Here is a 22,250-nt window from a genome sequence, read left to right as displayed (position 1 = left end):
AATATGCATTGCGTTCAATCACCCCGGCCCGACGGACGTCCGGATGGCGTTTTCGACGAAAAAAAATGCTTATAATGCCCAGCGTTTTTTTTCGCTTTGCTGCACGCACGGGTCCTTCCCTGCACCTGGCGTCTTTTTCATTCTTTGCCTGGATATCCAAAAGCCTTGATTCGTCTGCTGAAATTTTTCGGATGGTCCATCGTCGCCGTTTTCTGCGGACTGCTCTTGGGTCTGAGCGGTGCGTTTCTTTACCTTAGTCCGGGTTTGCCGTCCGTGGAGGCGCTGAGAAGTATTCAGTTGCAGATTCCTCTGCGGGTGTACAGCAGCGACAACAAGTTGATCGCCGAATTTGGCGAAATGCGCCGTACACCCATCCGTTTCGCCGACATTCCCCCCAACTTCATCAATGCGTTACTAAGTGCTGAAGACGACAACTTCGCCAATCACTACGGCGTCGATCCGGGCAGCCTGATGCGCGCCGCCAGCCAGTTGGTCAAGAGCGGACACATCCAGTCCGGCGGCAGCACCATCACCATGCAGGTGGCCAAGAACTTCTTCCTGACCAGTGAGCGCAGCTTCTCGCGCAAGACCACCGAGATCCTTCTGGCCCTGCAAATAGAGCGGCAGCTGACCAAGGATGAAATCCTCGAGCTGTACGTGAACAAGATTTACCTGGGTAACCGCGCCTACGGCATCGAGGCGGCGGCGCAGGTGTACTACGGCAAGTCGATCCGTGATGTGAGCCTGGCGCAGATGGCGATGATCGCCGGCCTGCCCAAGGCACCGTCGCGCTTCAACCCGCTGGCCAACCCGGCGCGCAGCAAAGAACGGCGCGACTGGATCCTGGGGCGCATGTACAAGCTCGGCAAGATCAGCGAAGCCGACTACACCGCGGCGATCAACGAGCCATTGAACGCCAGCTATCACGTACCAACCCCGGAAGTGAACGCCCCGTACATCGCCGAGATGGCCCGCGCCGAGATGGTCGGCCGCTATGGCAGCGATGCCTATACCGAAGGTTTCCGCGTGACCACCACGGTACCGAGCAACTTGCAGGAAATGGCCAACACCGCCCTGCACGAAGGCCTGATGACCTACGACCAGCGCCACGGTTACCGTGGACCTGAATCGCGCCTGCCGGGCAAGACCAAGGAAGCCTGGGCCCTTGAGCTGACCAAACAGCGCCCCATCAGCGGCCTGGAACCGGCCATCGTCACTTCGGTGGACAAGGATGGCATCAAGGTGCTGACCCGCAACGGCGAGCTGGAAGAGCATGTGGCCTGGGACAGCATGAAATGGGCGCGTCCGTTCCTCAATACCAACAGCATGGGCGCCAACCCCCGGCAGCCGTCTGACGTGGCCCAGGTTGGCGATCTGATCCGGGTACAGCGCCAGGCGGACAACACCCTCAAGTTCAGCCAAGTCCCCGCTGCCCAAGGCGCGCTGGTGTCCCTCGACCCGCAGGACGGCGCCATCCGCTCGCTGGTGGGTGGCTTCGCCTTCGAGCAAAGCAACTACAACCGCGCATTGCAGGCCAAGCGCCAGCCGGGCTCGAGCTTCAAGCCATTCGTCTACAGCGCCGCTCTGGACAACGGCTACACCGCCGCCAGCCTGGTGAACGATGCGCCGATCGTGTTCGTCGATGAATACCTGGACAAGGTCTGGCGGCCGAAGAACGACACCAATACGTTCCTGGGCCCGATCCGCCTGCGCGAAGCGCTGTACAAGTCCCGCAACCTTGTGTCGATCCGCCTGCTGCAGGCGCTGGGCGTGGACCGCACCATCGACTACATCAGCAAGTTCGGCTTCAACAAGCAGGATCTGCCGCGCAACCTGTCCCTGGCACTGGGCACCGCGACCCTGACACCGATGGAAATCGCCACCGGCTGGAGTACGTTCGCCAACGGCGGATACAAGATCACTCCGTACATCATCGACAAGATCGAAAGCCGCAACGGCGAGACGCTGTTCGTCGCCAACCCGCCACGGGTGCCCACCGGTGAGCAGGCCAGCGACGGCGTAGCCGCGCCGGCCACCCAGACGTTCACGGTCAATGCGACACCGGGCGAAGCCACGACAGCCCCGGGCCTGCCGCAAGCACCCGCTGTCGCCGAGCGCATTGTCGATGGGCGCACCACCTACATTCTCAACAGCATGCTGCAGGACGTGATCAAGCTCGGCACCGGCCGCCGTGCCCTGGCCCTGGGTCGCACCGACCTGGCGGGCAAGACCGGTACCACCAACGAATCCAAGGACGCCTGGTTCTCGGGCTATAACGCCGACTACGTGACCACCGTCTGGACCGGCTTCGACCAACCCGAGAGCCTGGGCCGTCGCGAGTTCGGTGGCACGGTCGCACTGCCGATCTGGATGAGCTACATGGGCGCCGCACTCAAGGACAAACCGCCTCACACCCAGCCGGAGCCCGAAGGCATCCTCAGCCTGCGCGTCGACCCGGTCAGCGGTCGCGCCGCCACGCCTGGCACCCCGGGCGCGTACTTCGAACTGTTCAAGAGTGAAGACACTCCGCCGTCGGTCAATGAGCTGGGCAATGGTGTTGCGCCGGGCAGCCCATTGCCGGCGGACGAAGCGGCGCCGATCGATTTGTTCTGAGCAGACCTCATCCAAAAGCCCCACCTTCGAAAGAAGTGTGGGGCTTTTGATTGTTCCCACGCAGGACGTGGGAACGATCAATGATCAACACACAACCCTGTGGGAGCGAGCTTGCTCGCGATTGCGGCCTGGCATTCAACATCAATACAAGCTGACCCGCCGTCATCGCGAGCAAGCTCCCACAGGGGATTGCCGGCGGTTACACGAATCGGCAGGCAATAAAAAACCCCGACTCACAGGAGCCGGGGTTTTTCGTTGAAGCGCTACAACGGCTTAGCCGTTGAACACGTCATCCACGCTCTTGAGCGGGTAGTTCTTCGGATACGGCAGGGTGGCTACGCCAGTCTCGATTGCAGCCTTGGCCACAGCGTCGGAGATCAGGGTGATCAGGCGGGCGTCCATTGGTTTCGGAATGATGTACTCACGACCGAATTCCAGCTTGATGCCGCCATAGGCGTCGCACACTTCCTGGGGCACCGGCAGCTTGGCCAGCTCGCGCAGAGCGTTGGCAGCCGCGACCTTCATTTCTTCGTTGATGCGTTTGGCGCGAACGTCCAGGGCACCACGGAAGATGAACGGGAAGCCCAGTACGTTGTTGACCTGGTTCGGGTAGTCCGAACGGCCGGTAGCCATGATCACGTCGTTGCGGGTAGCGTGAGCCAGCTCCGGGGAGATTTCCGGGTCTGGGTTCGAGCACGCGAACACGATCGGGTTCGGCGCCATGCGCAGCAGGTTTTCCGCGCTCAGCAGGTTCGGGCCCGACAGGCCGACGAACACGTCGGCACCGTCCAGCGCGTCGGCCAGGGAGCGCTTGTCGGTCGCGTGGGCAAACACGGCCTTGTACTGGTTCAGGTCGTCACGGCCGGAGTGGATCACACCGGTACGGTCAACCATGAAGATATTTTCGATTTTCGCGCCCATGCTCACCAGCAACTTCATGCAGGAGATGGCCGCAGCGCCGGCACCGAGGCAGACGATCTTGGCTTCAGGCAGGGTTTTGCCAGCGATTTCCAGGGCGTTGATCATACCGGCCGCGGTCACGATCGCGGTGCCGTGCTGGTCATCGTGGAACACCGGAATGTCGCACTGTTCGATCAGGGCACGTTCGATCTCGAAGCACTCAGGCGCCTTGATGTCTTCCAGGTTGATGCCGCCGAAGGTGATGGAGATACGCTTGACGGTGTCGATGAAGGCTTGCGGGCTTTCGGAGTCGACTTCGATGTCGAACACATCGATGCCTGCGAAGCGCTTGAACAGCACACCCTTGCCTTCCATGACCGGCTTGGAAGCCAATGGGCCAAGGTTACCCAGACCGAGAATCGCGGTGCCATCGGAAATGACTGCAACCAGGTTGCCCTTACCGGTGTATTTGTAGGCCAGCTCAGGGTCGCGAGCGATTTCGCGTACTGGTTCGGCTACGCCGGGGCTGTAGGCCAGCGACAGATCGCGGGCAGTAGCGGTGGCCTTGGTGAGCTCGACACTCAGCTTCCCTGGACGAGGATTAGCGTGATATTCGAGAGCGGCAGTTTTCAGATCAGACATGTGGGCATTCCGCTTTTTACTGTGTTGGACAGACGGACCGCCGAGGATACGCGCCTCGCAAAGTCCCTACAAGACTGACCAGTCACCCGTGTCAAGCGCCCCGTCCTACGACTTTGGGCCAAGAGCCGCGAAACACAAGGGCTATATGCATACAATCAGACTGTAAAATGTCTACAATTTTTTATTGCGGTACCGTACTCAGCATGGCCGGATCGGTCAACGGCAGCAGCCAGCGCGCCTGACCTGATTCAAGCCCGCCCCGCCGCGAACGATCAACGACCCAGCCTCGCGCCTCAATTCGCCTGCCTTTGAGGCGTTCAAGCGAGGCCATATCAAAGCGACCAAGCAGATTGGATTCGACGCGCAATACAACCGAATCCGGCAATTGAAGCCAAACACCGCCTCGATTGCGCCTGACCTCACTCACCCGCCCACTGAGCACGGCGAAGCCCGAAGCCTTGACCTGACGCGTCTTGAGTACCGGCGAGCGTTTCCACAACCCCAGGCCCGCTTCACGCGCCTGACGTTCGGCGGCACGCTGGCAGTCCACCAGATCGACATTCGGCGCTACCGCCACGTGAAAACCCAACCCCTCGGCGAGCAATTGCGCTTCGAGATTATTGCCATCGACGCTGTAGACATGGGCCAAGGTGCGGCCGTAACGGTCCTTGCCCTCCTTGCCAAGCAGCAACCCCACGCGCCCACCACCGGCAGCCACCAGCGTCTCGAGGCGCCGGCGAGCCACCACGGCAAAAGGCTCGTCGGAACGCCCCCGCCGACCGAGTTCAGGACTATTGAGGCCAATCATGCGCACACTGCGACCATCCGTCAGGCGCAGGGTGTCGCCATCCACCACCCGCTGGACCGTCGCCTGGATAAGGCCCGAGGGTGCCGGACAGAAAGCCTGAGCGCCCGCCAGCCAAATCGCAGACACAAAAAAGGCGCCCACAAGGGACGCCTTCTTTATCAGTCTGGAGCAGTCGAGACGACCATCCAAAATGATTAGCCTCAGGCCTTTTTGGTAGCGCCGAAAGCACCGAAACGATCGGCGAACTTCTGAACGCGGCCGCCGGTATCCAGAGTCTTTTGCTTACCGGTGTAGAACGGGTGGCATTCGTTGCAAACGTCGATCGCCAGGGCTTTGCCGAAGGTCGAACGCGTTTCGAATTTGTTGCCGCAGCTGCAAGTCACGGCAATTACTGGGTATTCCGGATGGATATCGGTTTTCATGCTGTTTTCCTCAGGCTAGCGTGCCGCCACCCAACACTATTGTTGAATACCGCACGTAATTAGGCCGCGGATTCTACCAGACAACATCAATCACGCAAGCTATGACTTGTACCAACCGTCTGCTAGGCTCGCGCCCTCAAGCACAATCCCTGTGGGAGCGAGCTTGCTCGCGATAGCGGTGAATCAGCCGCATGGATGTTGCCGGACACGCCGCCATCGCGAGCAAGCTCGCTCCCACATTCGATCGCGCTCAGCCTTGCGAACTTGTCCGCCTACCGAGATCCCCGCGTGCCCGACGCCATTCTGCGCCTCGCCCTACCTTCGCCACTGCGCCGCCTGTTCGACTACCGCGCCCCGGCCGGAGTCCTGCGCGCCCAGTTGCACCCGGGCATGCGTCTGCGGGTGCCGTTTGGCCGGCGGGAAATGATCGGGATTCTGGTGGAGGTCACCGACCACAGCGAAGTGCCAGCCGACAAGCTCAAGCCGGCCCTGGCCCTGCTCGATGCCACGCCCCCCTTGCCGGCGTCGCTGTTCAAGCTGTGCCTGTGGACCTCCCAGTATTATCAGCACAGCCTCGGCGACACCTTGAGCTGGGCGCTGCCGGTGCTGCTGCGCCAGGGCGAACTGGCCGAGGCGCGTCAGGAACGGTTCTGGTCGGTGACACCCGGCGCCTCGCTGGACGACCCGCGCATTGCCCGCGCGCCGCGCCAGCGCGAGGCCCTGGCGACCCTGGCCCAGCACCCCCACGGGGTGGCCCATCAACTGTTGAGCAAACTGATGCTCAGCAAGGACAGCCTCGATCTACTACTGGCCAAGGACCTGGTCCAAGTGGAAGTTCGCAGGCACGCCCCCGGCGCGCGCCATGAACATTGGCTGGCCCAACCGGAACTGCCGCTCAATACCGAACAGCGGGCTGCTTGCGAGGCGATTCGCGCCGGCTTCGACAGTTATCACGCCTTTCTTCTGGCGGGCGTCACCGGCAGCGGCAAGACCGAAGTTTATCTACAACTGATCCGCCAGACCCTGGAAGCCGGCAAGCAGGCCTTGGTACTGATTCCAGAAATCAACCTCGGCCCGCAAACCCTGGCGCGCTTCGAACAGCGCTTCAACGCCCGGATTGCCCTGGTGCACTCGGCGGTCAACGACCGCGAACGCCTGGAAGCCTGGCTCGCCGCCCGGGACGGTGAGGCCGACATCATCATCGGCACCCGTTCAGCCTTGTTCACACCGATGAAGAACCCCGGCCTGATCATCATCGACGAAGAACACGACGGCTCCTATAAGCAGCAGGAAGGTCTGCGCTACCACGCCCGCGACCTGGCACTGGTGCGCGCGCGCCAGGAAAACATCCCCATTGTCCTTGGCTCGGCGACGCCGTCCCTGGAGAGCCTGCACAACGCCTATACCGGCCGTTATGGCCTGCTGCGCCTGAACGAACGGGCCGGCGGCGCCAAGCAACCGCGGTTCCTGCGCCTGGACGTGAAAAGCCGTCCGCTGGACAGCGGCATTTCCGGGCCGATGCAGCAAGCCATCGGCCAGACCCTGGCCGCCGGGCAACAGGTCTTGGTATTCCTTAACCGCCGGGGTTTTGCCCCGACGCTGTTGTGCCATGACTGTGGCTGGATGTCCGGTTGCGAACGCTGCGATGCGCGGATGACCGTACATCAACGCCATGGCGAGCTGCGCTGCCACCATTGCGGCCACGTCGAGCGAGTGCCAAGGCACTGTCCGCAGTGCGGCAAAGTGGATTTGCGCCCAGTCGGCGCCGGCACCGAACGTGCCGAAGAACGACTCGGCATCCTGTTTCCCGATTACCCGGTGCTGCGGGTGGACCGCGACAGCACCTCGCGCAAGGACGCGATGAACCAGCTGTTCGCCACGATCCAGAAAGGCCAGCCATGTATCCTGGTGGGCACGCAAATGCTCGCCAAAGGCCACCACTTCCCCCGGGTCACGCTGGTGTCGATCCTCGACGCCGACGGCGGGCTGTTCTCCGGCGACTTCCGCGCCAGCGAGCGCATGGCGCAGTTGATCGTCCAGGTCGCGGGCCGCGCCGGGCGGGCCGAGGAGCCGGGCAAGGTGATTATCCAGACCCACCTGGCCGACCACCCGCTGCTGATACAGCTGACTGAACAAGGCTACTTCGCCTTCGCCGAACAGGCCTTGAGCGAACGGCGCAGCGCCGGTCTGCCACCGTTTGCGCACCTGGCGCTGTTGCGGGCCGAAGCACATAAGCCGGGGCAGGCCGAAGCGTTCCTCGACGAAGCTTGTAGCGAGGCCGAGCGTTTGCTGGCGCAGCAGAACCTCACCGGCATAGAACTATTGGGCCCGGTTCCGGCTCCGATGGAGCGCCGGGCCGGGCGCTATCGGGCGCAACTTTTATTACAAGCCAATGCCCGGGCACCGCTGCATCGGCTATTGAGTGCCTGGCTGTTGCTGTTGGAACAAATGCCCAGCGGGCGAGCGGTGCGCTGGTCGCTGGATGTGGATCCGGTGGATTTGTATTGATTGAGCAGATCGCAAGCTTTGCCCCCACAGGTAGGCTGAGTGCATCCAGGCCATCAAGAATAGTCCCCACATATCCCCACCCGACCCGCTACAGTTGGCAAGCCCGCCTTCGCCACGGATAATGCCCAGTTTTTCCACCAGCGCATCGAAGCGCCGCCGCGCCTGCGGTTGAAAGAGAAGACCATGAAAGACACCATTCGCCAGCTCATCCAGCAAGCCATCGCCCAACTCGTCACTGAAGGTGTGCTGCCAGAAGGCCTGTCGCCGGCGATTCAGGTCGAAAACACCCGCGACAAGACCCACGGTGACTTCGCCAGCAACATCGCGATGATGCTCGCCAAACCGGCCGGCATGAAACCGCGGGACCTGGCGGAGAAAATCATCGCCGCGTTGCCCGCCGATGAGAACGTCAGCAAGGCTGACATTGCCGGCCCCGGCTTCATCAACTTTTTCCAGAACACCCAGGCCCTGGCCTCCCGCCTGGACGCGGCCCTGGCCGACGCACGCCTCGGCGTGCGCAAGGCCGGCCCGTTGCAGCGCACCGTGGTCGACCTCTCGGCCCCCAACCTGGCCAAGGAAATGCACGTCGGCCACCTGCGCTCTACCATCATCGGCGACGGCGTGGCCCGGGTCCTGGAGTTTCTCGGCGACACGGTGATCCGCCAGAACCACGTCGGCGACTGGGGCACCCAGTTCGGCATGCTGATGGCCTACCTGCAGGAAAACCCCATCACCAGCGACGAGCTGTCGGACCTGGAGAACTTCTACCGCGCCGCCAAGCAACGCTTCGACGAGTCGCCCGAATTCGCCGACCGCGCCCGTGGCCTGGTGGTCAAGCTGCAGGCCGGCGATGCCGAATGCCTGGCGCTGTGGAGCAAGTTCAAGGACATCTCCCTGTCCCACTGCCAGAAAATCTACGAACTGCTGAACGTCAAATTGACCATGGCCGACGTGATGGGCGAAAGCGCCTACAACGACGACCTGATCAATGTGGTCAACGACCTCAAGGCCAAGGGCATGCTGGTGGAAAGCAACGGCGCCCAGTGCGTGTTCCTCGACCAGTTCAAGACCGCGGATGGCGAGCCGTTGCCAGTGATCATCGTCAAGGCCGACGGTGGCTATCTCTATGCCACCACTGACCTGGCAGCCGTGCGCTACCGCAACGGCGTGCTCAAGGCCGATCGGGTCCTGTACTTCGTCGACCAGCGGCAGGCCCTGCACTTCCAGCAGGTGTTCGAAGTCGCGCGCCAGGCCGGTTTCGTAACCCGCCCAATGGAAATGGAGCACATGGGCTTCGGTACCATGAACGGCGCCGACGGTCGTCCGTTCAAGACCCGCGATGGCGGTACGGTGAAGCTGATCGACCTGCTGACCGAAGCTCAGGAGCGCGCCTACACCCTGGTCAAGGGCAAGAACCCGGACCTGGCCGAAGACGAACTGCGCAAGATCGCCAAGGTCGTGGGCATCGACGCGGTGAAATACGCCGACCTGTCCAAGCACCGCACCAGTGACTACAGCTTCAACTTCGACCTGATGCTCAATTTCGAAGGCAACACCGCGCCGTACCTGCTGTATGCCTACACCCGCGTGGCAGGAGTGTTCCGCAAGCTCGGCAAGAGCTTCAGTGAAGTGGACGGCCAGATCGTGCTTGAAGCCGCTCAGGAACAGGAACTGGCCGCCAAACTGGCGCAGTTCGGTGAAGTGCTTAACAACGTTGCCGACAAGGGCACACCGCACACTCTGTGCGCTTACCTGTACGATGTGGCCGGCCTGTTCTCCAGCTTCTACGAGAACTGCCCGATCCTCAGCGCACAAACCCCAGAGCAAATGCAGAGCCGCCTGCGCCTCGCCGCGCTGACCGGACGTACGCTCAAGCAAGGCCTGGAACTGCTGGGCCTGGAAACCCTGGAGCGCATGTAAGTTGGCCGCCAAGAAAAAACCTGCACCCAAGCGCGGCGCCAGTCGTTACCAAGCCCCGGCCAAAAAGCCGATTCCGGGCTGGTTGTGGATGGCCATCGGCCTGACCGTCGGCGCTTTCATTGTGTTTCTGATGAAGCTGGAGCCGGGCCAAGGCGATGACGTCAAGCGCGTACGGCAAGAGCAACAGAAAGCCACGCGCATCGCCGAGGCCAACAAGACTCCGCCGAGCCCGACGCAACCGGTGAAGCCCAAATACGACTTCTACACCCTGCTGCCGGAATCGGAAGTCATCGTGCCGCCCGATGCCGTGCCGGAGAAAACCCTGCCGACGCCGCAAGTGCCCACTACCCCAGTGACCCCGGCCGAAGCAGCAAAAATCGATACCGCCCGTGCCCAGGCGGCCCTGGCCGGCATCACACCGCCACCGGCCCCGCCTGTGCAGAAGGCAGCGCCGGTGACGAAGTTCTTCCTCCAGGCCGGCTCGTTTCGCAAGGAGGCCGACGCCGACAAAGTGCGGGCGCAGATCATTCTGCTGGGGCAGTCCGTGTCTGTGGAGTCCGGGACTGTGAAGGACGAAACCTGGTACCGGGTACTGGTCGGTCCGTTCAGCAACCGCGAAGACCTGACCAAGGCCCAGAAACAACTGGCCGGCAGCGGTTTCAGCAACCTGTTGTTACAACAACGCCAGAGCCGCTAGATGCATTGATCGCTCCCACTCTCTGCGTGGGAGCGATCATCCGCCGACCGGTCATCCCCTCTGCGCCCCCACAGTTGAAAAAACCCGCGCCACCCCCATATGAGTTCCATCCGGGCATTTTCGCCCCGCTGCGTGGAGACTCTCCCTTGACCACCATCGTTTCAGTCCGCCGTCATGGCAAAGTCGTCATGGGCGGCGACGGCCAGGTTTCACTGGGCAACACCGTGATGAAAGGCAATGCGAAGAAAGTCCGCCGCTTGTATCACGGCCAGGTCATCGCCGGTTTCGCCGGCGCCACCGCCGACGCGTTCACCCTGTTCGAACGTTTCGAAGGCCAGCTTGAGAAACATCAGGGCCACCTGGTTCGCGCCGCCGTGGAACTGGCCAAGGAATGGCGTACCGACCGCTCCCTGAGCCGCCTCGAAGCCATGCTCGCGGTCGCCAACAAGGACGCCTCGCTGATCATCACCGGCAACGGTGACGTCGTTGAGCCCGAGGATGGCCTGATCGCCATGGGTTCCGGCGGCGCCTACGCCCAGGCTGCGGCCAGTGCCCTGCTGAAAAAGACTGACCTGTCGGCCCGCGAGATCGTCGAGACTGCCCTGGGCATTGCCGGCGACATCTGTGTCTTCACCAACCACACTCAAACCATTGAGGAGCAGGATCTCGCGGAATAAGCCCGTCCAGGCCACCACGCCACGGCTCATTCTTGCTTGAGGACCGCCAATTATTATGTCCATGACTCCCCGCGAAATCGTCCACGAACTCAACCGCCACATCATCGGCCAGGACGATGCCAAGCGCGCCGTCGCCATCGCCCTGCGTAACCGCTGGCGGCGGATGCAGCTGCCCGAAGAGCTGCGCGTCGAAGTAACCCCCAAGAACATCCTGATGATCGGCCCGACCGGTGTCGGTAAAACCGAGATCGCCCGTCGCCTGGCCAAACTCGCCAACGCGCCGTTCATCAAGGTCGAAGCCACCAAGTTCACCGAAGTCGGCTATGTGGGGCGCGACGTCGAGTCGATCATCCGTGACCTGGCCGATGCCGCCATCAAGTTGCTGCGCGAACAGGAAATCACCAAGGTTCGCCACCGCGCCGAAGATGCCGCCGAAGAACGCATTCTCGACGCCCTGCTGCCACCGGCGCGCATGGGCTTCAACGCCGAGTCCGCCGCGACCCAGGACTCCAACACCCGCCAGCTGTTCCGCAAGCGCCTGCGCGAAGGTCAGTTGGACGACAAGGAAATCGAGATCGAAGTGGCTGAAATGGCCGGCGTCGATATTTCCGCGCCGCCGGGCATGGAAGAAATGACCAACCAGTTGCAAAGCCTGTTCGCCAACATGGGCAAGGGCAAGCGTAAGAACCGTAAGCTCAAGGTCAAGGAAGCGCTCAAGCTGGTGCGCGATGAAGAAGCCAGCCGCCTGGTCAACGAAGAAGAGTTGAAGGCCAAGGCGCTGGAAGCAGTCGAGCAACACGGCATCGTATTCATCGACGAAATCGACAAGGTCGCCAAGCGTGGCAATGTCGGCGGCGCCGATGTCTCCCGCGAAGGCGTACAGCGCGACTTGCTGCCGCTGATCGAAGGCTGCACGGTCAACACCAAGCTGGGCATGGTCAAGACCGACCACATTCTGTTCATCGCCTCCGGTGCGTTCCACCTGAGCAAGCCGAGCGACCTGGTGCCGGAACTGCAGGGTCGCCTGCCGATCCGGGTCGAACTCAAGGCACTGACACCGGAAGACTTCGAACGCATCCTCAGCGAGCCCCATGCCTCTCTCACCGAACAGTATTGCGCGCTGCTCAAGACGGAAGGCCTGACCATCGAGTTCACCCCGGAAGGCATCAAGCGCCTGGCGCAGATCGCCTGGCAGGTCAACGAGAAGACCGAGAACATCGGTGCCCGTCGCCTGCATACGCTGCTCGAACGCCTGCTTGAGGAAGTGTCGTTCAGCGCCGGCGACCTGGCCAGCGCCCACAACGAAGCGCCGATCCTCATCGACGCCGAGTACGTCAACAGCCACCTGGGTGAATTGGCGCAGAACGAAGATCTGTCGCGGTATATCCTGTAAGTCACCGACAGGTTTGCTCGGACCTGTGGGAGCGAGCTTGCTCGCGATGGCGGCGTATCATTCAACCAATGCGTTGACTGTCAAACCGCTATCGCGAGCAAGCTCGCTCCCACATGGACCTTTGTCGTTTTTGCAGATCAAGGCTCCCTTCAGAGACGGATCAGAGGCCATGACCAAACTCCCCACCGCCATCAACCTGCACAAAGCCTCCAAGACCCTGACGCTCAAATACGCGCCGGACGAGGAATATCACCTGCCCGCCGAGTTCCTGCGGGTGCATTCGCCTTCCGCCGAGGTCCAGGGCCATGGCAAACCCATCCTGCAATACGGCAAGCTCAACGTCGGCCTGAGCAAGGTCGAGCCGGCCGGCCAGTACGCACTGAAACTGACTTTCGACGACGGCCACGACAGCGGACTGTTCACCTGGGACTACCTCTACCAGTTGGCGGTACGCCAGCAAGACTTGTGGAACGATTATCTTGCTGAGCTCAAGGCAGCCGGAAAAACCCGTGACCCGAGCGAGTCCGTCGTCAAGCTGATGCTCTAACTCACGGGCTGGCGCTTTAGGGCGAATTTTCTAGACTCATCTGCTTGAATGCCCGCGCGGCAACGTCAATGACTGGCCTGCTTGCGAAAAAAATTAAACTCGGGTAACCAATGGAGCTGGCAAGTTCCCTGCAAAGGAACCTGCGGGTTCCCTGCACAAGTTTCCTCATTGGCCTCGATGCGGAATTAACGGTCACCCGAGCAGCGTATCCGGTATTGGCTGTGTGGCTTTACGGCACGGTCCGGGTACTCGTCTGAAGGACAATGGAGCGTCGTAGATGAGCAACAAGAACAACGATGACCTGAAGTACCAGGCCTCGGAAAATACCCTGGGGTTGAATCCTGTCGTCGGCTTGCGCAGAAAAGATCTGCTGGCCTCTGCCCGAATGGTGCTGACCCAGGCCATCAAGCAACCGCTGCACAGCGTCAAGCATGTCGCCCATTTCGGCGTAGAACTCAAGAACGTCCTGTTCGGCAAATCCGCGCTGCAACCTTCGAGCGATGACCGTCGCTTCGCCGACCCGGCGTGGAGCCAGAACCCGCTCTACAAACGTTATCTGCAAACCTACCTGGCGTGGCGCAAGGAGCTGCACGCCTGGATCGACGACAGCAGCCTTTCGCCCCAAGACATCAGCCGCGGGCATTTCGTGATCAACCTGATGACCGAAGCCATGGCCCCGACCAACTCGGCGGCCAACCCGGCGGCGGTCAAACGCTTCTTCGAAACCGGCGGCAAGAGCCTGCTGGACGGCCTGTCCCACTTGGCCAAAGACCTGGTGCACAACGGTGGGATGCCGAGCCAGGTCGACATGGGCGCCTTCGAAGTCGGCAAGAGCCTGGGCGTGACTGAAGGCGCCGTGGTGTTTCGCAACGACGTGCTGGAACTGATCCAGTACCGCCCCATCACCGAGCAGGTCCACGAGCGTCCGCTGTTGGTGGTACCGCCGCAGATCAACAAGTTCTACGTCTTCGACCTCAGCCCGGACAAGAGCCTGGCGCGCTTCTGCCTGCGCAGCAATGTGCAGACCTTCATCGTCAGTTGGCGCAACCCCACCAAGGAACAACGCGAGTGGGGCCTGTCGACCTACATCGAGGCGCTCAAGGAAGCGGTGGACGTGGTCACGGCCATCACTGGCAGCAAGGACGTGAACATGCTGGGTGCCTGCTCGGGCGGCATCACCTGCACCGCGCTGCTGGGTCACTACGCCGCCCTCGGTGAGAAGAAGGTCAACGCCCTGACCCTGCTGGTCAGCGTGCTCGATACCACCCTGGACACCGACGTAGCGCTGTTCGTCGACGAGCAGACCCTGGAGGCGGCCAAGCGCCACTCCTACCAGGCTGGCGTGCTCGAGGGCCGCGACATGGCCAAGGTCTTCGCCTGGATGCGCCCCAACGACCTGATCTGGAACTACTGGGTCAACAACTACCTGCTGGGCAACGAGCCGCCGGTATTCGACATCCTGTTCTGGAACAACGACACCACGCGGCTACCGGCGGCGTTCCACGGCGACCTCATCGAGATGTTCAAAAACAACCCGTTGATCCGGCCCAATGCACTGGAAGTGTGCGGCACGCCGATCGACCTCAAGCAGGTCACTGCCGACATCTTTTCCCTGGCGGGTACCAACGACCACATCACCCCATGGAAGTCCTGCTACAAGTCGGCACAGCTGTTTGGTGGAAAAGTGGAATTCGTGCTGTCGAGCAGCGGTCATATCCAGAGCATCCTCAACCCGCCGGGCAACCCCAAGTCGCGCTACATGACCAGCGAGGACATGCCGGCCAAGGCCGAGGATTGGCAGGAGAACTCCACCAAGCACACTGACTCCTGGTGGCTGCACTGGCAGGCCTGGCAGGCCGAGCGCTCGGGCAAACTGAAAAAAGCCCCCACCGTGTTGGGCAACAAGACCTACCCGGCCGGTGAAGCGGCGCCCGGCACTTATGTGCATGAGCGGTAAGGGATGCAACTCGTCTGCTGCGGGAGTGGGCTTGCTCACGAATACATCCCGCCAGCCGACACTGAATGCAAGGCCCACAGCGCTGGTGAACATAAAACTCATGTTCACGGCAGATCCCCTGTGGGAGCGAGCCTGCTCGCGATTGCGGTGTGTCAGCCAACATTGATATTGGATGTACCGCCGTCATCGCGAGCAAGCTCGCTCCCACAGGGGGTCGGGGGAAAAATGAAAGACAGCGACCCAACCCACAGGGCTTGAAGCATGCCGCAACCGTACATTTTCCGTACCGTCGATCTGGATGGCCAGACCTTGCGCACCGCGGTACGCCCCGGCAAGCCTCACTTGACGCCCCTGCTGATTTTCAACGGCATCGGTGCCAACCTGGAGCTGGTATTCCCGTTCATCGAGGCCCTTGACCCGGACCTGGAAGTCATCGCCTTCGATGTGCCCGGTGTCGGCGGCTCGTCGACACCCAGCCGACCGTATCGTTTTCCCGGTCTGGCAAAACTTACCGCGCGCATGCTCGACTACCTCGACTATGGGCAGGTCAACGTGATTGGTGTGTCCTGGGGCGGCGCCCTGGCCCAGCAGTTCGCCCATGACTACCCGGAGCGCTGCAAGAAGCTGGTCCTGGCAGCCACCGCCGCCGGAGCAGTGATGGTGCCGGGCAAGCCCAAAGTCCTATGGATGATGGCCAGCCCCCGGCGCTACGTTCAGCCGTCCCATGTGATGCGTATCGCTCCGCTGATTTATGGCGGCTCGTTCCGCCGTGACCCGAGCCTGGCAGCCAGCCACGCGGCCAAGGTTCGCTCGGCGGGCAAGCTCGGTTACTACTGGCAACTGTTCGCCGGCCTGGGCTGGACCAGCATCCATTGGTTGCACAAAATCCACCAGCCTACCCTGGTGCTGGCCGGTGACGATGACCCACTGATCCCGTTGATCAACATGCGCATGCTGGCCTGGCGCATTCCCAACGCCCAACTGCACATCATCGATGACGGCCATCTGTTCCTGATTACCCGGGCCGAGGCCGTGGCACCGATCATCATGAAATTTCTGGAGGAAGAACGTCAGCGCGCGGTCATGCACCCGCATCCCGCGCCCCTGGGCGGTGGCTGACACCGTCCATAGCGCCTGGCAGGACGCCGGATCGCGCAGCAACCCGAAACAGCGACTATGTTGTCTGGTTCGGTGTGTTTGTTTTTAGCCTGATGACGAAGGAGTTGACTCATGCGCGACAAACCGGCGAAGGGCTCCATGCCCGCCCCTGCCAGTTTCATCAATGCACAAAGTGCGATCACCGGACTGCGCGGCAGGGACCTGCTGTCCACCTTGCGCAGCGTAGCCGTACACGGCTTGCGCAACCCGGTCCACAGTGCCCGCCATGCATTGCGCCTGGGCAGTCAGTTGGGCCGTGTGTTGCTAGGTGAAACCCTGCATCCCGCGCCCACCGACCAGCGCTTCGCCGACCCGACCTGGCAGCTCAATCCGTTCTATCGCCGCAGTCTGCAGGCCTACCTGAGCTGGCAGAAACAGATCAGGAGCTGGATCGACGAAAGCGACATGAACCCGGACGATCGTGCTCGTGCACACTTCGCCTTCTCTCTGCTCAATGACGCCGTGTCGCCCTCCAACACCTTGCTCAACCCGCTGGCGGTCAAGGAACTGTTCAACTCCGGTGGCTCCAGCCTGGTCCGTGGCCTCAGCCACCTGGTGGACGATCTGTTGCACAACGACGGGTTGCCACGGCAAACCACGCCCAATGCCTTCGAAGTCGGCAAGACCCTGGCCACCACTCCCGGCGCGGTGGTGTTTCGCAATGAGATGCTGGAGCTGATCCAGTACAAGTCCATGAGCGAAAAGCAGTACGCCAAGCCCCTGCTGATCGTGCCGCCGCAGATCAACAAGTTCTACATCTTCGACCTGAGCCCTTCCAACAGCTTCGTCCAGTACGCCCTGAAAAACGGCCTGCAGGTGTTCATCATCAGCTGGCGCAACCCAGATGTGCGCCATCGCGAATGGGGCCTGTCCAGCTACGTCCAGGCGACGGAAGAAGCCATGAACGTGTGCCGGGCGATCACCGGTGCCCGCGAGGTCAACCTGATGGGCGCCTGCGCCGGCGGGATGACCATTGCCGCGCTGCAAGGCCACCTGCAAGCCAAGCGTCAGCTGCGCCGGGTGGCGAGCGCCACCTACCTGGTGAGCCTGCTCGACAGCCAGATCGACAGCCCGGCCACGTTGTTCATCGACGAGCAGACCCTCGAAGCCGCCAAGCGTCGCTCCTACCAGAAAGGCATCCTCGATGGCCGCGACCTGGCCCGGGTGTTTGCCTGGATGCGCCCCAACGACCTGATCTGGACGTACTTCATCAACAACTACCTGCTGGGCAAGGAGCCACCGGCCTTCGACATCCTCTACTGGAACAACGACTGCACCCGCTTGCCGGCGGCCCTGCACGGCGACTTGCTGGATTTCTTCAAGCACAATCCCCTGACCCATGTCGGCGGCCTGGAGGTGTGCGGCACGCCGATAGACCTGCAGAAAGTGACGGTAGACAGCTTTAGCGTGGCCGGCATCAACGATCACATCACGCCGTGGGATGCAGTGTATCGCTCCACGCTGCTGCTCGGTGGCGAACGGCGCTTCGTGTTGTCCAACAGCGGTCACGTCCAGAGCATCCTCAACCCGCCGAGCAACCCCAAGGCCAATTACGTCGAAAGCCCGAAACTGAGCAGCGACCCACGGGCCTGGTACTTCGACGCCAAGCACGTCGACGGCAGTTGGTGGCCACAATGGCTGGGCTGGATCCAGGAGCGTTCCGGTGCCCAGCATGAAACCCTGATGACCCTGGGCAACGCCAACTACCCGCCTCTGGAAGCGGCGCCCGGGACCTATGTGCGCGTGCGCTGAACGCCCCACTCCACGGCCAGGTTGGTGGCCGTGGCACGACTCCATCACTAAGAAGACCGGATGAAAACCCGCGACCGCATCCTTGAATGTGCCCTGCAATTATTCAATGAAAAGGGCGAACCGAACGTTTCCACCATGGAAATTGCCAACGAAATGGGCATCAGCCCCGGCAACCTCTATTACCACTTTCATGGCAAGGAACCGCTGGTCCTCGGGCTGTTCGAACGATTCCAGGCCCAATTGGCACCACTGCTGGACCCACCCGCCGATGTCCAACTGGCGCCGGAAGACTACTGGTTGTTCCTGCACCTGATCGTCGAACGCCTGGCCCAATACCGTTTTCTGTTCCAGGACCTGTCGAACCTGGCGGGGCGCCTGCCAAAGCTGGCCAAGGGCATCCGCCAGTTGCTCAATGCCCTCAAACGCACGCTGGCATCGCTGCTGGCACAGCTCAAGGCCCAGGGCATGTTGGTCAGCGACACCCAGGCCCTGGGACAGTTGGTCGAGCAGATCACCATGACCTTGCTGTTCTCGCTGGACTATCAGCGGATCCTGGATCGCGATGGCGAAGTTCGGCTGGTGGTCTATCAGATCATGATGCTGGTGGCCCCGCACCTGCCGCCGGCAACCAAGGTGGCGACCGAGCGACTGGCGTTGCGGTACTTGGAAGAGCACGAATAAGCAACCTGTGGGAGCGAGCTTGCTCGCGATAGCGGTGGGTCGGCAGTATTGATCTTGACTGATACACCGCAATCGCGAGCAAGCTCGCTCCCACATTTTGATCTGCGTACAAACAAAAACGCCCGGCCTTCACAGGCCGGGCGTTTTTGCGTGTCCTTAAAAATCAGGACTGGGTGGTAGGCGTCGATGGAGCCGGCGCGGCTGGGGTGGCGACCGGGGTTGGCGCTGCGGCGGAGTTCGCCGTGCTCGCCGGGGTAGCCGGTTTGGCGGCCGCAGTCGGCGCCTTCGGTGCGGCTGCTTTTGGCGCGGTCGGTTTTTTCACGGCCGGCTTTTTCGCCGCCGCAGGTTTAGCGGCTGCTTTGGCCACAGGCTTGGCGGCAGGTTTGGCTGCCGTTTTGGCCGCGGCTGGTTTGGCCGCTGCGGTTTTAGCCGCGGGTTTGGCAGCAGGCTTGGCTGCTGCTTTGGCCGCAACCGGCTTGGCCGCTGCCTTGGCAGCAGGTTTGGCTGCAGCGGTTTTAGCCGCTGGCTTGGCCGCTGCCTTTGCCGCCGGCTTGGCGACGGTTTTTGCCGCTGCCTTGGCCAGTGGCTTGGCCGCCGTTTTCGCAGCCGGCTTGGCCGCGGCTGTCTTGGCCGCTACCGGTGTGACCTTGGCCCCAGTGAGTTTTTCGATCTGCTTGGTCAACGTATCGACCTTGCTGTGCAGCGCCTTCACTTCATTGCGGCTCGGCACGCCCAGACGCGAGATCGCACTGTTCAGGCGCTTATCGAAAGCCCCTTCCAGTTCGTCCCACTTGCCCAGTGCCCGATCCTTCACACCACCGATTCGCGATTTGGCGGACTCGGCAGTGTCCTTGGCCGCATCGACTTGTTTGCCGACCGCCGTCTTGGTGAGTTTTTCGGCTTTCTCGCCGTCCTTAACCAGGGACTCGAAGAGCTTGCTGCCGTCAGTGTCGATCTTCGAGTACACGCCTAAACCAGCAAGCCAGATTTTGCGGGAATACTTTTCAATCTTCCCGGCCCACGAGCTGCCTTCTTTTTCTGTGATTTTTTTGCCAGCCATCCCGTTCTCCTTAATGTTTACGCGCGACACGTTCGAGCAATGCTGTCAGCTCATCGAGCTTAGCAGAGAGTGTCTCAACGTCATGTTTAGACGGAATGCCGATACGATTCAAGGCACTTGCAACGCGAGCATCAAATACCTTCTCGACTTTATCGAGTTGCACTTCAACCCGGGCCTTGAAAGAACTGACCTCAGTCTTGGCTTCAATCAATTCGCTGTTGGCCGCTTCAAGTTTTCCGGCAATGTTCTTTTTACCTTTTTTTTCAATAACTTCGCCAGCTTTTACCAACTCCTGGAAGTACTCGCCGCCCTCTTGTCCGACCTTGGTATAGGCGCCCAGGCCAGCCAGCCAGATCTTGCGCGCGTACGTTTTCACGTCGCTGAGCGTGGAAGATTCAACGTCGGTTTTTTTCTTCAGAACAACTTTGGCCATGGTGCACCTCACTCGAAAACAGGTTTGAGGAACTGCCCGCACACGGACGGGCTCAGGCACAAAATAGTGACAATAATTAGAAAGGGCACCCTAACAACCGATACAGAACCTGAGGGCAATGACTTCCCCTATGGGAGCGAGCTTGCTCGCGATAGCGATGGATCAGCAACATTGTTGTTGAATGACACACTGCAATCGCGAACAAGCTCGCACACATTTGGATCGTGGTGAACTTGAGTGCTGCGCCTCCCTTCGATCAATCAGGCCAACGCTTTATCCAACGCCTTTTCGATTTCCGTCTTGATCGTGCCGCTCATGGCCGACATCAACATACCCAGTTCCACGTCGACGCGGATCGAGTCCTCGCCCACATGCACTTCGCCCTTGACCCCGGAACGCTTGAGTTTCAGGGTGTCGCCGGCCCACTGCGGCTCCAGGCCATAGCTATCGGACAACTTCTGCGCCAACTGGTCAGCCTTTGCGCGGGCCGCTTCCTTACCCAGGCCGTGGGCACGCTCAACTGTTATACGGGCCATCTGAAGACTCCTGTGTTATCGGGACCTGCCTGAACGTTTCAGACCCTGGCTGCGTCAAAACGTCCCGGCGATGGCGCATCTTACCTGCAGCCTTGCCAAGACAAAGCCCTCCACCGGGATTAGAATGTCCCGCATTCTTTTTTGGTGACAGCGATATGACTGATCAGCGCAAAGGCAGCGATGCCGAACCCACCACTCACTTCGGCTTCAAGAACGTGCCGGAAAGCCAGAAGGCGGAAAAAGTCGCTGAGGTTTTCCACTCGGTAGCCGCCAAATATGACTTGATGAACGACCTGCTCTCCGGCGGCATGCACCGCCTGTGGAAGCGTTTCGCGATCGAACTGTCAGGCGTGCGCAGCGGCAATCGGGTGCTGGACATCGCTGGCGGCACCGGTGACCTGACGAAAAAGTTCTCCCACATCGTCGGGCCGACCGGCCAAGTGGTGCTCGCCGACATCAACGAGTCCATGCTCAAGGTCGGTCGCGACCGCCTGCTGGACCTGGGTGTGGCCGGCAATGTCGAGTTCGTCCAGGCCGACGCCGAGAAGCTGCCATTCCCCGACAACCATTTCGACTGCGTGACCATCGCCTTCGGCCTGCGCAACGTCACCCACAAGGAAGATGCCCTGCGCTCGATGCTGCGCGTGCTCAAGCCCGGTGGCCGCCTGCTGGTGCTGGAGTTCTCCAAGCCGACCAACGCGCTGATGTCCAAGGCCTACGATGCCTACTCGTTCGCCTTCATGCCGCTGATGGGCAAGCTGATCACCAACGACGCGGAAAGCTATCGCTACCTGGCCGAATCGATCCGCATGCACCCGAACCAGGAAACCCTGAAGTCGATGATGGTCGAGGCCGGTTTCGACCGCGTGACCTACCACAACATGACCGCCGGCATCGTCGCCTTGCACCGCGGTATCAAGCCCTGATGCTGCTCACCGGCCTGCTTGCCAGCGTCGAACTCGGTATCAACCGCGTACTGCGCCTGGACAGCACGGCGCTGGCGCGCCTGACGCACTTGAGCGGCAAGGTGATCGCCGTGGACTGCCGCAGCCCGGCCTTGCAGTTGTTCATCCTGCCAAGCGACGAGGGCCTGATGCTCGCCGCGCACTGGGAAGCCGAAGCGGACTGTACCTTGCGCGCCCCGGCATCGAGCCTGCTGAACCTGGCCCTGGGCAAGGACAAGACCGCCGTGCTGCACAGCCCCGACGTGGAGCTCGACGGCGACAGCGGCGTGCTGCTGGAGTTGGCGCAGATCCTCCAGGACCTGGAGCTGGACTGGGAATACGAAGTGTCCCGCTGGCTCGGTCCGGTGGCCACCCAGTTGCTCAGTGGTCATTTGCGTAGCCGCAGCCGCTGGTATCGCCAGGGCTTCGTCAGCCTGGGGCAGAATCTGAGTGAATACCTGGCCGAAGAATCGCGTACTCTCGTAGGCCAACGCGAAGCGCAAGCCCGTTTTGATGAACTGGACCAGATCAAGCTTGACCTGGAACGTCTCGAGGCGCGTTTCGAGCGCCTTTCCCGAACCCTTGAAACCAAGCGATAACGC

Annotated in this window: 19 protein-coding genes; 13 read left to right on the top strand and 6 right to left on the bottom strand. The window is 61.4% G+C overall.

Annotation, left to right across the window (positions count from 1 at the left end; genetic code table 11):
- The first annotated feature begins 168 nt into the window (after positions 1 to 168).
- On the top strand, positions 169 to 2,613 hold the full coding sequence (locus tag J9870_RS02000; RefSeq protein WP_210645072.1) for a penicillin-binding protein 1A: 2,445 nt from the start codon (positions 169 to 171) through the stop codon (positions 2,611 to 2,613).
- A gap of 273 nt (positions 2,614 to 2,886) precedes the next feature.
- Here the strand turns inward: J9870_RS02000 and J9870_RS01995 are convergent, their stop codons facing one another.
- From J9870_RS01995 to rpmE, 3 genes are all read right to left on the bottom strand, one after another.
- Entirely contained in the window at positions 2,887 to 4,155 is a 1,269-nt protein-coding gene (locus J9870_RS01995) for a malic enzyme-like NAD(P)-binding protein (protein ID WP_030140993.1), read from the bottom strand.
- A gap of 181 nt (positions 4,156 to 4,336) precedes the next feature.
- A complete protein-coding gene (locus J9870_RS01990; RefSeq protein ID WP_210642471.1) occupies positions 4,337 to 5,152 on the bottom strand; it encodes a thermonuclease family protein in 816 nt (271 codons plus the stop codon).
- A gap of 11 nt (positions 5,153 to 5,163) precedes the next feature.
- On the bottom strand, positions 5,164 to 5,385 hold the full coding sequence (gene rpmE, locus J9870_RS01985) for a 50S ribosomal protein L31 (protein ID WP_210642470.1): 222 nt from the start codon (positions 5,383 to 5,385) through the stop codon (positions 5,164 to 5,166).
- 288 nt (positions 5,386 to 5,673) lie between these two features.
- On the opposite strand from rpmE, the gene J9870_RS01980 reads away from it, so the two are divergent.
- The 10 genes from J9870_RS01980 to J9870_RS01935 all read left to right on the top strand — a co-directional run bounded on the left by J9870_RS01980 (position 5,674) and on the right by J9870_RS01935 (position 18,675).
- Positions 5,674 to 7,893: a primosomal protein N' gene (locus J9870_RS01980; RefSeq protein ID WP_210642469.1), complete on the top strand. Its 2,220-nt coding sequence runs from the start codon at positions 5,674 to 5,676 to the stop codon at positions 7,891 to 7,893.
- A gap of 183 nt (positions 7,894 to 8,076) precedes the next feature.
- Positions 8,077 to 9,813 (top strand): arginine--tRNA ligase, encoded by a 1,737-nt coding sequence (gene argS / locus J9870_RS01975; RefSeq protein WP_210642468.1) that lies wholly within the window; start codon positions 8,077 to 8,079, stop codon positions 9,811 to 9,813.
- 1 nt (position 9,814) lies between these two features.
- Positions 9,815 to 10,510, top strand: coding sequence for an SPOR domain-containing protein (locus tag J9870_RS01970; protein ID WP_210642467.1), 696 nt, complete (start codon positions 9,815 to 9,817; stop codon positions 10,508 to 10,510).
- 146 nt (positions 10,511 to 10,656) lie between these two features.
- Positions 10,657 to 11,187: an ATP-dependent protease subunit HslV gene (gene hslV, locus J9870_RS01965; protein WP_003186641.1), complete on the top strand. Its 531-nt coding sequence runs from the start codon at positions 10,657 to 10,659 to the stop codon at positions 11,185 to 11,187.
- Between the two features lie 55 nt (positions 11,188 to 11,242).
- Complete coding sequence (gene hslU, locus J9870_RS01960; protein WP_210642466.1) at positions 11,243 to 12,580, top strand: ATP-dependent protease ATPase subunit HslU; 1,338 nt, start codon at positions 11,243 to 11,245, stop codon at positions 12,578 to 12,580.
- A 169-nt stretch (positions 12,581 to 12,749) separates the two neighbouring features.
- Positions 12,750 to 13,127 carry a DUF971 domain-containing protein gene (locus J9870_RS01955; RefSeq protein WP_210642465.1) on the top strand — a complete coding sequence of 126 codons (378 nt, stop codon included), beginning with the start codon at positions 12,750 to 12,752 and terminating at the stop codon, positions 13,125 to 13,127.
- A 277-nt stretch (positions 13,128 to 13,404) separates the two neighbouring features.
- On the top strand, positions 13,405 to 15,084 hold the full coding sequence (gene phaC, locus J9870_RS01950) for a class II poly(R)-hydroxyalkanoic acid synthase (protein ID WP_210642464.1): 1,680 nt from the start codon (positions 13,405 to 13,407) through the stop codon (positions 15,082 to 15,084).
- A gap of 261 nt (positions 15,085 to 15,345) precedes the next feature.
- Positions 15,346 to 16,203, top strand: a complete 858-nt coding sequence (gene phaZ / locus J9870_RS01945; RefSeq protein WP_210642463.1) for a poly(3-hydroxyalkanoate) depolymerase — start codon at positions 15,346 to 15,348, stop codon at positions 16,201 to 16,203.
- A 111-nt stretch (positions 16,204 to 16,314) separates the two neighbouring features.
- Entirely contained in the window at positions 16,315 to 17,994 is a 1,680-nt protein-coding gene (gene phaC / locus J9870_RS01940; protein ID WP_210642462.1) for a class II poly(R)-hydroxyalkanoic acid synthase, read from the top strand.
- A gap of 60 nt (positions 17,995 to 18,054) precedes the next feature.
- Complete coding sequence (locus tag J9870_RS01935; protein WP_210642461.1) at positions 18,055 to 18,675, top strand: TetR/AcrR family transcriptional regulator; 621 nt, start codon at positions 18,055 to 18,057, stop codon at positions 18,673 to 18,675.
- A 163-nt stretch (positions 18,676 to 18,838) separates the two neighbouring features.
- On the opposite strand, the gene J9870_RS01930 is transcribed toward J9870_RS01935, so the two are convergent.
- The 3 genes from J9870_RS01930 to J9870_RS01920 form a co-directional block, all read right to left on the bottom strand.
- The gene (locus tag J9870_RS01930) at positions 18,839 to 19,735 is read right to left on the bottom strand and encodes a phasin family protein (protein ID WP_210645070.1); all 897 of its coding nucleotides are present in this window, start codon (positions 19,733 to 19,735) and stop codon (positions 18,839 to 18,841) included.
- 10 nt (positions 19,736 to 19,745) lie between these two features.
- Complete coding sequence (locus J9870_RS01925; protein WP_210642460.1) at positions 19,746 to 20,168, bottom strand: phasin family protein; 423 nt, start codon at positions 20,166 to 20,168, stop codon at positions 19,746 to 19,748.
- Between the two features lie 260 nt (positions 20,169 to 20,428).
- On the bottom strand, positions 20,429 to 20,704 hold the full coding sequence (locus tag J9870_RS01920; RefSeq protein WP_210642459.1) for a polyhydroxyalkanoic acid system family protein: 276 nt from the start codon (positions 20,702 to 20,704) through the stop codon (positions 20,429 to 20,431).
- 155 nt (positions 20,705 to 20,859) lie between these two features.
- Between J9870_RS01920 and ubiE the strand changes: the two genes are divergently transcribed.
- Entirely contained in the window at positions 20,860 to 21,630 is a 771-nt protein-coding gene (gene ubiE, locus J9870_RS01915; protein ID WP_210642458.1) for a bifunctional demethylmenaquinone methyltransferase/2-methoxy-6-polyprenyl-1,4-benzoquinol methylase UbiE, read from the top strand.
- Entirely contained in the window at positions 21,630 to 22,247 is a 618-nt protein-coding gene (locus J9870_RS01910; protein ID WP_210642457.1) for an SCP2 domain-containing protein, read from the top strand. The genes ubiE and J9870_RS01910 overlap by 1 nt, the downstream gene beginning before the upstream one ends.
- The last annotated feature ends 3 nt before the right edge of the window (positions 22,248 to 22,250 follow it).

The organism is Pseudomonas sp. Tri1 (assembly GCF_017968885.1).
Lineage (GTDB): Bacteria > Pseudomonadota > Gammaproteobacteria > Pseudomonadales > Pseudomonadaceae > Aquipseudomonas.
Note: the sequence above shows the minus strand (reverse complement) of the source record. Positions and strands in the feature narration are given on the sequence as shown.